This is a genomic window from Stenotrophomonas genospecies 3, from assembly GCF_054473855.1.
Genome location: NZ_JBTMUR010000002.1, coordinates 98331 through 113899 on the forward strand (window position 1 = coordinate 98331; position 15569 = coordinate 113899).

The following is a 15569-nucleotide window of genomic DNA, read 5'->3' on the forward strand; positions in this document are numbered from 1 at the left end:
TAACGAAAGTCTGTGACCTCGGTGGGGTGTTCTGTGCTTCGGTGGGTGCGGACCGTTGGTCCGCACCCCTCTTGGGGGGTCAGATCCCTTTCCAACGGAAAGGGATCTGACCCCGGTTGTCCGCCCATCAAGGCCGCAGCAGCACCTTGCCGTTGCGGCCCGAACCCGCACCGGCCTTCGCCGCCTGGGCGATGTCGTCCAGTGCGAAGACCTGCTCCACCGGCAGCGTCAGCTCACCACTGGCCGCGCGCTTGAGCAGCTCGCCAACCAGCCGGCGCTTGTCCTCCACCGCCATCGCCTGGCTGACCTTGCTGCCCCAGAAGCCCTTCACCGTGGCCTCCTTGTAGATCAGGCCGCCGGCCGGGATGCGCATCGGTTCGCCGCTCATCACCCCGAACGACACCAGGGTGCCGTGGTGGCCGAGCAGGTCGACCAGGTCACCGCTGGCATCACCACCGATGGAATCCACCGCGGCCGCCACCTGTGCTTCGCCGGTGGCGGCGCGCACGCGATCCTTCCAGCCGTCCACCGAGGTATCGAACACGTGATCGATGCCCAGCGCCTGCAGCAGCGCGACCGCGTCGGCATTGCGCACCAGGTTGGCCACGTGCACGCCGCGCGCCCGCGCCAGCATCGCCAGCGACTTGCCCACCGCGCCGTTGGCGGTGTTCTGCACGATCCACTGGCCCGGCTCGACGTGCAGGAACTCCAGCAGCATCAGCGCGCTCAGCGGCATCGCGATCAGCTGTGCGGCCATTTCGTCGGGGATCGCCTCCGGCATCGGAATCACCATGCGTGCCGGTGCAATGAACGCTTCGGCCCAGGTGCCATGCACCGAGGCGGCGGCAACCCGCTGGCCGATCTGCAGGCCGTCGACGCCTTCGCCAAGCGCATCGACCACGCCCAGCGCTTCACTGCCACCGATGGCCGGCAGCGTCGGCTTGTAGCCATACAGGCCGCGCACGGTCAGCAGATCGTGGTTGTGGATCGAGGCCAGCACGGTGCGGATGCGCACCTCGCCGGGGCCGGGCTCGGGCAGCGCGGCATCGGCAATGGCGAGGACGTCGGCCGGGTCGCCGAAGGAGGAGTACTGGGCAGCGCGCATGGGCGGTGTTCCGATGAAAGTTGAAGTTGTATCGAACTGGGGACGCAGGGAGTGTCGACAAGGCGTCGCCGCTGCAACACGGCATCCTGCGACGGATCGTCGCGGCATGTCGCGATTACCGCATCTTGTGTTGACGGCTCGGAATATCCCCACTATGTTGTGGCCGTCACTCCCGGTCAGCCGCCGCCGCCGGACATGCAGCAAACGTCCCGCGGCCCGCCCCTGAAGGCTTGCCGTGTCGACGCGGCCGCCATCGTGCGGACACAGGTCGCCCCCACGGCCCGGATACCGGCCGCAGGCGCAGGCGCATGCCGACGACCTGGTGTTCCCGCGCTTTGGCATCCCACCCCGATCGCCCCGTGCGCCGGTATCGCGTGCAGGGCTGCCACGGCATCGACGCCACCGTGCGTGCGAGCCTGGAGACGCAGGACCATGACCGACAACACCTACCGCGCGGCCGATCTGGCCGGCGCCGGCGACGCTTTGCGGGCTGGCGGCGAGCGCGTGCCGACCTGGATCACCAAGGAGGCCGGCAACCGCCGCCTGCCGTTCGATGCCGAGCGCCTGCAGCGCAGCATCGATGCGGTGCATGCCGAGTTCCCGCAGCTGGATGTGAGCGACTACCGCCGCGTGGTGCAGGCGATGGTCGAGCGCAAGCCCAGCATCAGCGCCGACGACCTGGTCGATCTGCTGATCCGCGAGGCCGAATCGCGCGTGGACCTGGTCGCGCCGGAATGGGAGCAGTTCGCCGCGCGCATCTACCTGCGCCGCCTGTACAAACGCGCCAGCCGCAACCGCTTCTACGATGTCAGCCTGAAGTACGGCTCCTACGTGGGCCTGCAGGAAAGCCTGGCCGACCGAGGCATCTACAGCAACGACATCCTGCGCTGCTATTCCAAGGAAGAGCTGCAGCAGGCCGGCGAGATGATCGACCCGGAACGCGATCGCCTGTTCGCGTACAACGGCCTGTACCTGCTGGCCACGCGCTACCTGGCCAGCGACCGCAGCCGCGAAGTCTACGAACTGCCGCAGGAGCGCTGGCTGACCATTGCGCTGTACCTGATGCAGGAGGAAAAGCCGCGCGAGCGGCGCATGCAGCTGGTCGGCGAGGCGTACTGGGCGCTGTCCAACCTGTACATGACGGTGGCCACACCGACCCTGGCCAATGCCGGCAAGGTGGGCGGGCAGTTGTCGAGCTGCTTCATCGACACGGTGGACGACAGCCTGCAGGGCATCTATGACTCCAACACCGATATCGCCCGCGTGTCCAAGCACGGCGGTGGTGTTGGAGCCTATCTGGGCTATGTGCGCAGCAGCGGCGCGCCGATCCGTGGCGTGCCCAATTCCTCCGGCGGCGTGGTGCCGTGGATCAAGCAGCTCAACAACACCGCGGTGTCGGTCGACCAGCTCGGCCAGCGCAAGGGCGCGGTGGCGGTGTACCTGGACATCTGGCACCGCGACATCGAAGCCTTCATGGACCTGCGCCTCAACAACGGTGACCAGCGCCTGCGCGCGCACGATGTGTTCACCTCGGTGTGCGTGCCGGACCTGTTCATGGAAGCGGTCGAGCGCCGTGCCGACTGGTACCTGTTCGACCCGCACGAGGTGAAGCAGGCCAAGGGCTGGTACCTGCAGGATTTCTACGACGAGAAGCGTGGTTCGGGCAGCTTCCGCGACCGCTATGCCGAGCTGGTGGCCGATGAACGCATCAGTCGCCGCACGGTGAAGGCCATCGATCTGTTCAAGCGGATCATGCTCAGCCAGCTGGAGACCGGCAACCCGTTCCTGTTCTACCGCGACGAGGTCAATCGCCGGAATCCGAACAAGCACGCGGGCATGATCTATTCCAGCAACCTGTGCACCGAGATCCTGCAGAACATGAGCCCGACGCGGATGATCCAGGAGATCGTCAGCGGCGACCAGATCGTCACTACACGCCGGGCCGGTGACTTCGTGGTCTGCAACCTGTCTTCGATCAACCTCGGTCGGGCGATCAGTGCGCCGGATGACCTGTTGGCCACCGATGTGCTGGAACGCCTGATCCCGATCCAGGTGCGCATGCTCGACAACGTGATCGACCTCAACGCACTGCCGGTGCCGCAGGCCACGATCACCAACCGCAAGTACCGCGCCATCGGCCTGGGTACGTTCGGCTGGCACCACCTGCTGGCGCAGCAGTCGATCCAGTGGGAGTCGCAGGATGCCGAAGAGCTGGCCGACCGCCTGTACGAGCGCATCAACTTCCTGACCATCCAGGCCAGCGCGCAGCTGGCGAAGGAGAAGGGCAGCTACCCGATGTTCGCCGGCAGCGATTGGCACAACGGACGCTACTTCAGTGACCGCGACTACAACGGCGCGGCCTGGGACAGCCTGGCCCGCGAGGTCGCCACGCACGGCCTGCGCAACGGCTGGCTGTTGGCGGTGGCGCCGAACATGAGTACGGCACAGATCGCGGGTTCCACCGCCTCCATCGACCCGATCTACAGCGCGTTCTACTACGAGGAAAAGAAGGATTTCCGGCGGCCGGTGGCCGCGCCGGGCCTGTCGCTGGAAACCTGGCCGTACTACGAGAAGGGCGCCTACAAGGTCGACCAGTTCGCCAGCGTGCGCCAGAACGCACGCCGCCAGCGCCATGTCGACCAGTCGATCAGCTTCAACCTGTACGTGCCCAGCACCATCCGCGCCAGCACGCTGCTGGAGCTGCACCTGAGCGCCTGGCGCGAAGGCCTGAAGACCACCTACTACGTGCGCTCCAACGACATCGACATCAGCGAATGCGAGTGGTGCTCCAGCTGATCAATGGTAGTGCCGGCCGCTGGCCGGCAACCCCGCGATCTTCGGTAGTGCCGGCCGCTGGCCGGCAACCCCGCGATCTTCGGTAGTGCCGGCCGCTGGCCGGCAACACGATAGAAAGAGAACGAAGGCAGAAACCCATGGCAACCCCCCTCGACCGCATCAAGATCCTCGAACCGCGCCATCCCAACCGCAGCACCGGCATCATCAACGGCCGCACCAGCGGCATCCTCAACTGGAACGACATTCCGTACCCGTCGTTCTATCGGGCCTACAAGGAGCTGTCGACCAACTTCTGGATTCCCGACGAGGTCGACATGAAGCTCGATGCCCGCCAGTACGGCGAGCTCAACGCACGCGAAAAGAACGCCTACGACTCGATCATCGGCCTGCTCGCCACGCTCGACTCACCGCAGACCCGCTTCATCTACAACGTGGCCGAGTACATCACCGATCCCGCCGCGCATGCCAATGCAGCGATCATCGGCCAGCAGGAAGTGATCCATAACGAGAGCTACAGCTACGTGCTGGCCTCTATCACCGACCTGCCGAACCAGAACCGCATCTTTGAAATCGCCCGCACCCACCCGACCATCATCAAGCGCAACGCACCGATCATGGGCGCGTATGACGACTTCATGCGCGAGAAGACCGCCGAGACCCTGCTGAAGTCGCTGATCCAGTCCTCGATCCTGGAAGGCATCAACTTCTATTCCGGTTTCGCCTACTTCTACAACATGGTGCGGCAGAACCGCATGAACGGCACCGGCAAGATCATCAGCTTCATCAACCGCGACGAGCTGGCGCATACCAAGTTCATCAGCGAGTTGATCCGCGCCATCATCGGCGAGAACCCTGAGCTGCAGACCAACGAGCTGACCGCCTACGTGCACCAATCGTTCGAACACGCGATCGAGCTGGAGACGCAGTGGTCGTCGGAGGTGCTGGACGGTATCGACGGCATCGACGTGGACGAGATGGTGCGCTACGTGAAGTACCGCGCCAACAAGATGGCCGGCATGCTCGGCATCGAGCGCCTGTACAGCGACACCACCGACAACGTGATGCCGTGGATCAAGGCCTACGCCGACAACTTCACCGAAACCAAGACCGACTTCTTCGAGATGCGCAATGCAAGTTACAAGAAGACCAACGTCGACAACGGCTTCGACGACCTCTGAGCCCAGCGAAGCGCTGAGCATCCTGCTGGTGGTGGCCTCGTTGAGTGGCAACACCCGCGAGCTTGGCCGGCAGATTGCCGAGCGTTGCCGCGCAGCGGGCCATGCGGTGCACTGGCAGGAGGCCGACGACCCGCGCCAGGCGCCGCCTCTGGCCGCCGATGAGGCCGACCTGGTGCTGCTGGGCTGCTGGACCGACAACGCCGGCCGCACGCCGGCGGAGATGAAGGCATGGGTGGCCGGTATTACGGAGCGCGGCGAGCGGCCACGGCAGCTGGCGGTGTTCGGTACCGGCGAAACGCAGTGGGGGCAGGAGTACTACTGCGGCGCCGTGCACCGGCTGATCCGCTACTTCCGCAGCGACTACCCGCCGCTGGAGATCGAACAGATGCCGCATGGCGTTCGCCATGCCGCGGCCATCGAGGCCTGGACCGACGCGGTCCTGGCCCATTACTGGAGCAACACCGATGCAGATCATCGACGCCACCACGCCTGAGCAGTTCCAGCAGCTGCTGGCCGAACACCCGCGGGTGCTGGTGGATTTCCACAAGGACCAGTGCCCAGGGTGCCGGATGCTGGAGATGTCGCTGCACCGCGTGGCGACCAGCAGTGCAGGGCAGGGCATCACCCTGCTGCGCGTGCAGCTGGAAGTGCTGGGTGAAGCGTTCTTCAGGGGACTGGGGTTGCGGCAGACGCCGACACTGTCGCTGTTCCGTGACGGTGATGAACGCACCCGTCTGGCCGGGTTCCAGTCGCCGCAGCAGATCGAGGCCGCGATCGCGTTGCATCTGTAGCGCGCAATCCGGGCTTCTGTAGAGTCGAGCCATGCTCGACTGCTCTTCGCACGATGATGGATTGAGTCGAGCATGGCTCAACTCTACAAAGGCATCCACGCATGGCGTGGATCTACTTGGGGCAGGACCGAGCCCGGCGTTTGGCATTACCCGCCGCTGAAGGTATCCACCAGCAGCTTCACGTTCAGCACCACGATCACCAGTGCGATCACCCAGGCGATGCGGCCCAGCCAGCGCGGGGCCACCAGCGCACCCATCGTCACTTTGTCGGTCACGATCCGCACCAGCGGGATGATCGCGAACGGCAACTGCATCGACAGCACCACCTGGCTCAGCACCAGCAGCTTTACCGCGCCCTGGTCGCCGAACACCATGATCACCACCACCACCGGAATGATCGCCAGCGCCCGCGTGATCAGCCGCCGCAGCCACGGCGGCAGACGCAGGTGCAGGAAGCCTTCCATCACGATCTGCCCGGCCAGCGTGGCGGTCACCGTCGAGTTCAGGCCCGAGGCCAGCAGCGCAATCGCAAACAGCGTCGCAGCGGCGCCCACGCCCAGCATCGGCGCCAGCAGCTGGTGCGCCTGCTCGATGTCTTCCACGTCGAAACGGCCATTGGCATGGAACACCGCCGCCGCCAGGATCAGGATGCTGGCGTTGATGAACAGTGCCAGGGTCAGTGCAAGGGTGCTGTCGGTCACTGCCCAGCGCAGCGCGCTGCGTCGGCCTTCATCGGTGCGCGGGTAGGCACGGGTCTGCACGATGGACGAGTGCAGATAGAGATTGTGCGGCATCACCGTGGCACCAATGATGCCGATGGCGATGTACAGCGCGTGCGGATCGGTCACCACCTGCGCGCGCGGGATGAACCCGCCCAGCACTTCCATCACCGGCGGTGCGGCCAGCGCGATCTGCACCACGAAGCAGCCGAAGATCACCATCAGCAATGCGATCACGAAGGCTTCCAGCGCACGGAAACCGCGGTTCATCAGCAGCAGCACCAGCAGCGTGTCCAGCGCGGTGATCACCGCGCCCCACAGCAACGGCAGGTCGAACAGCAGCTTCAGCGCGATCGCGGTGCCGATCACCTCGGCCAGGTCGCAGGCGATGATCGCCGCCTCGCACAGCGCCCATAACGCCAGGTTCACCGGCTTCGGGTAGCGGGCACGGCAGGCCTGCGCCAGGTCCATGCCGGTAGCGATGCCGAGCCGCGCCGACAGCGCCTGCAGGATCACCGCCATCAGGTTGGAGATGAGGATGACCGACAGCAGCAGGTAACCGAAGCGCGAACCGCCGGCGAGGTCGGTGGCCCAGTTGCCCGGGTCCATGTAGCCGACCGAGATCATGTAGCCAGGGCCGAGGAAGGCCAGCAGGCGGAACCACCAATGGCCCTTGTCGGGCACCGCCACCGAGGCGTTGAGCGCACCCAGGCTGGCCGGGGTGGAGGCCGAGGGGTCGCGGGATGCCAGGGTGTTCATGGCTCCGAATATAGCTCCTGCTATAGTCATTAGCAATGTGAAACAATCGTCTTTATCGCGTTACTGGTCCAGAATTCAGGTTCAACACCGGAACAACCGGAAGGACAGGCGCAGGCGTGGGCAAGACCGACGATTCGACATCGCTGAAAAGCACCCCCTTGATCGAGGCCGAGCGCCAGGTCGAGAGCTTCCGGCAAGTGCGCGAGGCGCACCGGATGGAGCTGGTGGAGGACTATGTCGAGCTGATCTCGGACCTGCTGGCCGATGGCGGCGAGGCCCGCCAGGTCGACATCGCCACCCGCCTGGGCGTAGCCCAGCCCACCGTGGCGAAGATGCTGCGGCGGCTGGCCCGCGACGGTTGGGTGGTGCAGCGTCCATATCGTGGCGTGTTCCTGACCCCGGAAGGCGAGGCGCTGGCCCATGCCAGCCGCCAGCGTCATCAGACCGTGGAGCGTTTCCTGCTGGCGCTGGGCGTGGACCCGGATACCGCACGGCGCGATGCCGAGGGTATCGAGCACCATGTAAGCGAGCAGACGCTGGCGCTGTTCGAAGCGTTCGTGCGCAAGGCGGAGGGCGGGGCGCCGTAACGGTTGCGTCGGGCCATGCCCGGCGGCTGTTCGCGCGGTGATGGAATGAGTCGAGCGTGGTTCGACTCTACAGATCGGGCGGACAATGGGCCTGCTGCTGCGCGCACGCCCGTTTCGTCCATTCCTTCAACACGGGCTGCAGGCCTTCGTAACGCCGGCCTTGCCAACCATTGGCCAACACATTGCCGTCGGCATCGATCAGCACCAGATTCGGCGGTGCCAGCCCGGCCAATGCCTGCAGTGCCGGCATGCGCGCGGCACGGCGCGGGTCCAGCACCGGCCACGGCATCTCCTGCGCGTGCATGTAGCGGCGCAGCGCGGCCTCGCTCTCATCCAGGCTGACGTACACCACTTCGGTATCGGCGCCGGCCTCGCGCAATGCGTCACGCACGCTGCGCAGTGTGGGTACGAAGGCATGGCAGGGCGCGCACCAGTCGGCGCCGAAGTACAACGCCACCAGCTTCGGTGGCGATGACCATTGCATCGGCCGCAGCGAGCGCTGTTCCGGCCGCATCAGCGAGGCCGAGACCTGCGCGTGCAGGTCCGCAGCCATCGCCGGTGCGGCCAGCAGGACGGCACAGGCCAGCAACAACGCTCGTAGTGGATCAGAACGCATAGCGCAGGTTGACGTACCACGAGCGCGCGAAACGCGGCCCGTAGACAAAGTCGCTGTCGCGCAGCGCGCCCACTTCCAGATCCTTCTGGCGCTGGTCGAACACGTTCTTGACGCCTGCGGCCACCGACACTTCCTGCTGCGCCTGCGCGCCCAGATGCCGGTGCCAGCGCGCACCCAGGTCGGTGACCAGGAACGAGCGCGTGCGGTGCAGTTCGCCCAACCGGTTGTTCAGCACCGACATCGGGCCGGTGTGCCGCAGCGCGACGAAGGTCTCCCACGGTTCGGCCGGCATCCAGCTGAGCTGGGCGAGGCCGGTCCAGCGCGGGGTCTTCAGGTAGTCGCGGCTTTCGATCACGGTGTCGCCGCCGTCGCCGGTGTCGTCGAAGATGCGCTGCGGTTCGCGGAAGCGCGAGCGATACCACGAGGCACCGGCGGTCAGGCGCCATTGCGGTGAGGGTTGCCAGCTCAGGTTGGTTTCCGCGCCCAGCACGTTCGAGCCGGAAGCGTTGTAGCGCAACTGGCTCAGCTGGCCGTCATCGCCGCGCTGGATCTCGCCCAGCGCGAAGGTATCGCGGATGCGTGCATAGGAGGCGGTAGCATCCCAGCTCCACACCGGATTGGCCGGGTCAGATCGCCAGTCGAAGCCGAACAGGGTGGTCAACGCGCGCTCTTCCTTCAGGCCGTCGGTGTTGCGCACGCGCACCTGTTCGCCACCCAGCGTATCGACATGCACATCCTCGACGAAGATTTCCGGTGCACGGAAGCCAGTGGCAACGCCTGCCCGCCACTTCAGGTTGGGCGTGGCCTGCCAGGCCAGCGCGATGCGCGGCGAGAACACCGCGCTGTCCAGCTCCGAGCTCTTGTCCACGCGCGCACCCAGCACCAGGTCGACGTTGTCGCGCAGGCTCCACTCGTCCTGGATGAAGGCGCCCAGGTTGTGGAAGGTGGCATCTTCCAGCACTGCCAGCCGCTGGCCGTCACCGGTGCGGTTGTCGTCGCGCAGCGCCTCGTGCTTGTACTGCACGCCGAAGGCCAGCGCGTGCGCCCCCAACCGCCAGTTCAACTGGCTGTCGATGTAGTGCAGCGGATTGTGGGTGCGGCCGTACTGGCGCCACGACCGCGAGGCCGCGCTGCCGGCCACGTTCGGGTCCAGCTGCGACGGGTCATAGCCCGGCGCAGACGGATCGGTGACCACATCGCCCAGGCCGCCATAGAAGCTGTCACGGTCGATGTCGGCGAAGGCATAGGCCAGGCGGAAATCAACGTCGGCATTGATCTCCTGGTCCCACGACACGCTGCCTCGGCGGTACTTCGTATCCAGCGATTCGGCGATGTTGGCCAGGTATTCGGGCTGGTCCAGGCGGTTGCCGCCGCGGCGGGTTTCATCGGTCACCTGCAGGTCCAGGCGCAGCCGCGTGCCCGGCGTGGGCGCATACCAGGCCTGCAGCCCGCCGACCTTGAGGTTCTTGCGGGTGATCTCGGTGTAGCCGTCACCGTTGTAGTCGATGCCGCTGTTCCAGTTGCGCTGGGCAATCACCGACAGCCCGGCGTCGGCATCCTTGGCCACCAGGTCGAGGCGCACATCGGCATTCTTCTGCGGCGTGCCTTTCAGCACATCCACGCCGGCCTGCACATGGCCACCGCTGCGCGCCGGCAGCGGCGGGATCAGGTTGATCACACCGGCCACCGCGCCCGGGCCGTACAGCGCCGAGCCGCCGCCCTTGACCACTTCGATGCGGTCGACGAACCCGGCCGGAATCTGTTCCAGGCCGTACACGCTGCCCAGCGTGGACAGCAGCGGGATGCCATCGAACAACAGCTGGTTGTAGGCGCCGGGCAGACCCAGCAGCTGTACCTCGCTGGTGTTGCAGTTCTGGCAGTTGCTTTCCACGCGCAGGCCGTTGATCAGTTCGGCGGCGCGCGAGAAGTCAGTGGCCGCGCGCAGCGCGATGTCTTCCTTGCGCAGCACTTCGGTGCGGATCGGGACATCGGACAGCAGGCGTTCGCTGCGGGTGGCAGTGCTGACCTTGACCTGCACACGGTCCAGCTCGGTCGGCTTCGGTGTGCCTGCCAGCGCAGGCAGCGGCAGGGTCAGGGCGATGGCGGCAGCCAGAGGCAGCCGGCGGGAAAAGGGTCTGGAAACGGGCATGAAGGCGTCGTCCTTGGGAGAGGAAAGGCGGCGAGGGCGACCTGGCTGACGCATATGAAAGCAGAGGGTCATAGATATAGCAACGGCTATATAAATAAGTCCGTGCAATCACGAAGCCGGAAGCAGGGTCAGAACATCGCGGACGACATTGTTATAACATTACAATTAAGCACCAGAACCCTGCCGGATGTCATGCCCGGCAGGGTGCGAGGGAAATCGAGGAACGCCGCCCTGGGCCGGTCCCAGGGCGGCGAGGGGCTTACCAGGCGGCGCGCAGGCCGACCTGGGCGCCGTGGTTGCGATAGCCGCTGTCGCCACGCTGCACACGCAGGTCACCCCACGCGCTCCAGCGCTGGCCCAGCTGCAGCTGGGCACCGGCCTGCACTTCGTAGCGGTTCTCCGGCGTCTTCGCGCTCAACGACTCACTGTTGAAGCGCATGGCCTCATCGCGCTGGCCACGCAGCCAGTTCGCCGCCAGGAACGGCTGCACGCGGTTGCCCTGCAGCGTGCCCTGGCCAAACAGGCGAACGCCGAGGCGGCTGTTGAGGCCGCCGCCGCGACCATCCTCGACCGTGGTGCCATTGTTTTCGACCAGGCTGTCACCGTCGTAGTCGGTCCAGGTCAGCTGCGCCTGCGGCTGCAGGTACAGCGTGCTGGCCTCACTGCTGCGGATGGCCCAGGCATATCCGGCTTCCAGCGATGCGCTGCGGGTCCTGGAGTCGTAGCTCTCGCGGGCGATGCCTTCGCCCTGCACCTCGTTGTCGAAGCGTGCCGCCTGCAGCCAGCCGTCCACATACAGGCCGGCACTGCTCTGTGCATCCTGCACCCAGCCCAGGTAGACACCGGCCGACTTGCCCTTGACCTTGCCGCGGGTGCCATAGCCGCTCAGATTCGACACCGCCTGCGTGGTCGCCTCGCCGGTGCCGAGCATCACGCCGATCTGGCCACGGCCATCGCCCCAACGCCAGACATCGCTGCCCAGCTGCAGGGTGTTGATGTGGGTACGGGCGTCAACCTGGCCGGCCACGTTCGCCTGCAGCTGGTCACGCCCGGCGCGCACCCAGGTGCCGATGCGGGCGCGGTCGAAGCCGGGCTCGCCGCGGTCGTGGCGGCGCAGCTGGAACATCTGCACGGCCGCGGCCTGGTTGGCCAGGTACGCGCCCGGCTCCGGACGCAGCACGGGGACCGGATCGACGGGATTGACCGGATCCACCGGATCCACCGGATCGACCGGATCGATCGGGTCAACAGGATCGACCGGATCCACCGGACCAGTGCCCTGGCACTCCGGCAGCGCCGGATTGATGTCGCACGGATTGCCGGTGTAGGCCGAGGTAAGGTACCAGTTGCCGTTGGTCGCGCCCGGAGTGCCCTTGCGCAGGAAATACTCGTACATGCCACCGATGGCGCGGCCCTGCATGGCGAAAGTTGCGGTGGAGGTGCCATCGACCTGCACCAGCGGAATGCCGTTGATGGTCTGCGCACCGGCGCCATTGATGTTGTTGACCACGATCCGGGTGCTGCCGCTTGCATCGCCGGTGACGTGCACCTTCGAAGTCGGCGCATCGTCGGCGGCCATCACCGTATTGAAGTGCAGCGTGCCGCCCTGGCCGACATAGTTGCCGTTGACGGTCAGCTGGCGGAACTCACCCGGCCCGAGCAGGATGTCGCTGCCTGCACCCAGAGTGAGATTACCCGTGTTGCTGTCGCCGGACAGCGTCCAGCGGCCGCCCTGGTCGACGATGACGTCGGCCGGGCCGAGGATACGGCCGGTGAGGTCGAGGCCGTCAAGGAAGCGCAGCGTGCCGGTGGCGGCATCGGCGATGGTGATATCGCCCTTGAGCGTGGAGGTGCGGGCGGTGACGTCGAAGTGGGCGTTGTCGCGGGTGGAGATGAGGACGCCATTGCTCCCCACCAGAGTCGCACCATTCTGTATCAACAGCGTATCCGGGCGGGATACAGAAGGCAGATGAGCGCCGAACAAAATGGCACTGCCGTTGCTTGCTTCGATGTGTGAGCCATCGACCGTGACGCCCCAGTCCGCAAGATTCTCTTCGATGGTTGGGTTTGAACTGATCAGGATCCCAGCCGTGACTCCGTTGACCGTCGAGCCATTGCGCAGCGAAACGGAGCCCGCACCGACAGAGACCCCATACGTACCGCCGGAAATGGTCGAACTGTCGGCATCGGCGTAACCGCCGGCGAACACCTGCAATCCAACGCGCGTGGAGGTGAGGGAGCTATTGATCAACGTCGCCCTTGGATAGGGCCGCCCATTGCCATCGACGGCGCCTGATCGTGCCAAACCAAGGGCCGGGCCGGTTGTAGCGCTCAGCACCGAATTGCGGAAGACCGCTGTTGAGCTCCGTACGAAATTGCCCGTGGTTGACGTGAAGCCAGCACCATCTGCGTTGATGATTGTTTGGTAGGTGCCGCCTGCAGAGTACGAGTCCAGTGCACCCATGCGAGCGCCGAGAACATTGGCGGTTCCTCCATGGACGGAGAGATTCTGTCCTTCGAAGGCGCTTCCTGGGGTAATGGTGACGGTCTGGCCTGGGCCGACGTCGACAGCATTTGCGGTGCCCATGGCGGCGAGCATCAATGAGCTGGCTACGGCCAGACCCAACCGCGAACGGACAAACGTGGAAGGAAACTTCGGCGTGAACTGCATCATGCGCATGGGTGTTTCTCCTTGAAGCTTATTGGGGTGGACCCGCATCCGCAGGACCGGAGGCGGCACTGTGCGGATCGGGTCTTGCCTGGGCCATGCAATTAATCTGAAACGACTGCAGCGGCACTTGCCGGATTCAAACCCCGTTCAATAACTCACCAAACTGAATGGAGCGCGTGGTCTGAATAATTCAGCGTGCGTGAGAGCGCAGTGAATGGCGCGTGCAGGATGCTCAAACTGCGCATCTGCAATCTAAATCCGTGACAGCGGCCACAGTTCATCGGCGCCGTGGCGCTGCGTGGCGGGATTCATGGAGTCGGGGACGGCTCAGAGCCCTTTCCTCTGGAAAGGGGGCCGACCCAGGGGACCTCGATCAGCCGCGGCGGAACGCGGCGGGGGTACGGGCGCCGACGATGATCATGCGGATCATCGTGGAGATCTGTTCGACCAGCTCCGGATCCTTCTCCGGTGGCAGGTCCATGGCGGTGGCACCCATCGCGAACACCAGCCGGGTGATGGCCTTGGCCACCAGTTCCGGGGCATGCAGTACGGCGCCATCCAGTGCGGCCAGGCGCACCAGGTCGTGCTGCAGCTCTTCCTCGAAATAGTGCAGCTCGCGTTCGACCGCATGCTTGAAGTCGTCCGAGCCGACCGCGCCCTCGCGCAGCAGCACGTGCAGCAGCTTGTCGTCGGCGCGCAGCTGCTCCATGAAGGTCTCCACCGAGACCCGCACCACGCTGGTGGCGGTGGAGGTGGCGCGCTGCCGGGCCTCGCCGATGATGGTGCGCAGCGAGCGGCCGGCCGCATCGATCAGCGCCACGGCCAGTTCGTCCATGTCGCGGAACTGCCGGTAGAAGCTGTTCGGCGCGATGCCAGCCTCACGCGCCACTTCGCGCAGGCTGAGCGTGGACAGGCTGCGGTGCGGCCCGATCAGTTTCAGGGCGGCTGCCAGCAGATCCTCACGGCTCACCGTACGGCGGGCCGGGCTGTTGGCATCTTCGGGCGTCGACAAAGCGGTGGCGGCGGCCATGGGGGTTCCGGTGGGGCGAGGCTGAATCATACCCAATCCGGTTCAATATACACATGTATACACAGGTGTATGTGCGCCCGTATAGTGCGCCCATGAGCGCTGTCGTCCGTCCGTCCCTGTTCTCTCCATACCGCTGGGTCTCGCCGTCGCTGTTCGATTTCTGGGCGGGCCAGCTCAATCCCCTGTGGACCCTGCGCGAGCCGGTGGCCCGCCTGGTCCGGCGCGAGCCGGCCGGCGAGGGCGCGGCGACCCTGGTCCTGCGCACCAACCGGCACTGGACTGGCATGCGCGCTGGCCAGCACGTCACCCTCGGCGTCGAGATTGAAGGACGCCTGTGGCAGCGCAGCTACAGCCCCACCGCACTGGGTCGGCGCGAGCTGGCGATCACCGTCAAGGCGGTCGATGGCGGCCGGGTCAGCCAGCATCTGGTCAATCATGCGCAGCCGGGCGAACTGTTCCGCCTCGATGCCGCCTTCGGCGAATTCCATATGCCGGCCGCGGCGCCAGTGCTGCTGCTGGCGGCCGGCAGTGGCATCACGCCGATGCGCAGCCTGCTGCGCGACACCTGCCAGCGCCCGCTGGCCGCGCCGGTGGACCTGTTCTACTGGGAGCGTACCGCTGCCCATCTGCAGTTTCGTGATGAACTGCAGGCGCTGGCCGCAGCGCATCCGAACCTGCGCGTGCATCTGCTGACCACCCGCGAGGGTGAGGCGCCGGCCGCGCGTATCGATACCCATGATCTGCAGGTGGCCGGCGATGACACGCCGTTGGCGCAGCGCCATGTGCTGGCCTGCGGCCCGGACGGCTTCGTTGCCGCCGCGCGCGAGCGTCTGGCGCACCAGGTCGCCGGCTTCCAGGCCGAAGCCTTCACACCGCCGGCGCCGCTGCGCGATGCCAGCAGCGAAGGTGAGGTGTCGCTGACGCTTGCGCGCAGTGGCCGCCAATTGAGCGTGCCGCGTGGCCGCTCGCTGCTGGAAAGCCTCGAAGCCCATGGCATCAAGCCCAAACACGGCTGCCGCATGGGTATCTGCAACAGCTGCAGCTGTGACCGCGTCAGTGGCGCCACCCGCCACCTGCGCACAGGCGACCTGCAGTCCGAATCGGCACAGCCGGTGCGGATCTGCGTGAGCGCACCGACCACCGACCTGACCCTGGATCTCTGAGGACG

12 protein-coding genes are annotated in these 15569 nt (G+C 65.9%); 6 read left to right on the plus strand and 6 right to left on the minus strand.

Annotated features, from left to right (window positions below):
• Nucleotides 1–127: 127 nt before the first annotated feature.
• The gene (locus ACX9OT_RS02835; RefSeq protein ID WP_459000803.1) at nt 128–1105 is read right to left on the minus strand and encodes a zinc-binding dehydrogenase; all 978 of its coding nucleotides are present in this window, start codon (nt 1103–1105) and stop codon (nt 128–130) included.
• Between the two features lie 432 nt (nt 1106–1537).
• Between ACX9OT_RS02835 and ACX9OT_RS02840 the strand changes: the two genes are divergently transcribed.
• From ACX9OT_RS02840 to ACX9OT_RS02855, 4 genes are all read left to right on the plus strand, one after another.
• Complete coding sequence (locus tag ACX9OT_RS02840; RefSeq protein WP_459000805.1) at nt 1538–3901, plus strand: ribonucleoside-diphosphate reductase subunit alpha; 2364 nt, start codon at nt 1538–1540, stop codon at nt 3899–3901.
• 137 nt (nt 3902–4038) lie between these two features.
• The gene (locus ACX9OT_RS02845) at nt 4039–5079 is read left to right on the plus strand and encodes a ribonucleotide-diphosphate reductase subunit beta (RefSeq protein ID WP_024957408.1); all 1041 of its coding nucleotides are present in this window, start codon (nt 4039–4041) and stop codon (nt 5077–5079) included.
• A gap of 13 nt (nt 5080–5092) precedes the next feature.
• Nucleotides 5093–5572 (plus strand): flavodoxin, encoded by a 480-nt coding sequence (locus ACX9OT_RS02850; RefSeq protein WP_049423104.1) that lies wholly within the window; start codon nt 5093–5095, stop codon nt 5570–5572.
• A complete protein-coding gene (locus ACX9OT_RS02855; protein WP_032130003.1) occupies nt 5544–5870 on the plus strand; it encodes a thioredoxin family protein in 327 nt (108 codons plus the stop codon). Before ACX9OT_RS02850 ends, ACX9OT_RS02855 begins: the two co-directional genes overlap by 29 nt.
• A gap of 146 nt (nt 5871–6016) precedes the next feature.
• Here the strand turns inward: ACX9OT_RS02855 and ACX9OT_RS02860 are convergent, their stop codons facing one another.
• Entirely contained in the window at nt 6017–7348 is a 1332-nt protein-coding gene (locus ACX9OT_RS02860; protein WP_459000808.1) for an Nramp family divalent metal transporter, read from the minus strand.
• Nucleotides 7349–7464: 116 nt separating this feature from the next.
• On the opposite strand from ACX9OT_RS02860, the gene mntR reads away from it, so the two are divergent.
• Nucleotides 7465–7935 carry a manganese-binding transcriptional regulator MntR gene (gene mntR / locus ACX9OT_RS02865; RefSeq protein WP_014037494.1) on the plus strand — a complete coding sequence of 157 codons (471 nt, stop codon included), beginning with the start codon at nt 7465–7467 and terminating at the stop codon, nt 7933–7935.
• A gap of 67 nt (nt 7936–8002) precedes the next feature.
• On the opposite strand, the gene ACX9OT_RS02870 is transcribed toward mntR, so the two are convergent.
• The 4 genes from ACX9OT_RS02870 to fabR form a co-directional block, all read right to left on the minus strand.
• Nucleotides 8003–8551: a thioredoxin-like domain-containing protein gene (locus ACX9OT_RS02870; protein ID WP_459000811.1), complete on the minus strand. Its 549-nt coding sequence runs from the start codon at nt 8549–8551 to the stop codon at nt 8003–8005.
• Entirely contained in the window at nt 8541–10700 is a 2160-nt protein-coding gene (locus ACX9OT_RS02875) for a TonB-dependent receptor plug domain-containing protein (RefSeq protein WP_459000813.1), read from the minus strand. Before ACX9OT_RS02875 ends, ACX9OT_RS02870 begins: the two co-directional genes overlap by 11 nt.
• Before the next feature lie 259 nt (nt 10701–10959).
• A complete protein-coding gene (locus ACX9OT_RS02880) occupies nt 10960–12615 on the minus strand; it encodes an autotransporter family protein (RefSeq protein WP_459000815.1) in 1656 nt (551 codons plus the stop codon).
• Between the two features lie 1129 nt (nt 12616–13744).
• The gene (fabR, locus tag ACX9OT_RS02885) at nt 13745–14401 is read right to left on the minus strand and encodes an HTH-type transcriptional repressor FabR (protein ID WP_005409961.1); all 657 of its coding nucleotides are present in this window, start codon (nt 14399–14401) and stop codon (nt 13745–13747) included.
• 92 nt (nt 14402–14493) lie between these two features.
• On the opposite strand from fabR, the gene ACX9OT_RS02890 reads away from it, so the two are divergent.
• The gene (locus tag ACX9OT_RS02890; RefSeq protein WP_071229069.1) at nt 14494–15564 is read left to right on the plus strand and encodes a ferredoxin reductase; all 1071 of its coding nucleotides are present in this window, start codon (nt 14494–14496) and stop codon (nt 15562–15564) included.
• The last annotated feature ends 5 nt before the right edge of the window (nt 15565–15569 follow it).

Excerpts from the sequence above, each read along its gene's own strand:
- ACX9OT_RS02835 (WP_459000803.1), bottom strand. The coding sequence starts at position 1,105 with ATGCGCGCTGCCCAGTACTCCTCCTTCGGCGACCCGGCCGACGTCCTC.
- ACX9OT_RS02840 (WP_459000805.1), top strand. The coding sequence starts at position 1,538 with ATGACCGACAACACCTACCGCGCGGCCGATCTGGCCGGCGCCGGCGAC.
- ACX9OT_RS02845 (WP_024957408.1), top strand. The coding sequence starts at position 4,039 with ATGGCAACCCCCCTCGACCGCATCAAGATCCTCGAACCGCGCCATCCC.
- ACX9OT_RS02855 (WP_032130003.1), top strand. The coding sequence starts at position 5,544 with ATGCAGATCATCGACGCCACCACGCCTGAGCAGTTCCAGCAGCTGCTG.
- ACX9OT_RS02860 (WP_459000808.1), bottom strand. The coding sequence starts at position 7,348 with ATGAACACCCTGGCATCCCGCGACCCCTCGGCCTCCACCCCGGCCAGC.
- ACX9OT_RS02870 (WP_459000811.1), bottom strand. The coding sequence starts at position 8,551 with ATGCGTTCTGATCCACTACGAGCGTTGTTGCTGGCCTGTGCCGTCCTG.
- ACX9OT_RS02875 (WP_459000813.1), bottom strand. The coding sequence starts at position 10,700 with ATGCCCGTTTCCAGACCCTTTTCCCGCCGGCTGCCTCTGGCTGCCGCC.
- fabR (WP_005409961.1), bottom strand. The coding sequence starts at position 14,401 with ATGGCCGCCGCCACCGCTTTGTCGACGCCCGAAGATGCCAACAGCCCG.
- ACX9OT_RS02890 (WP_071229069.1), top strand. The coding sequence starts at position 14,494 with ATGAGCGCTGTCGTCCGTCCGTCCCTGTTCTCTCCATACCGCTGGGTC.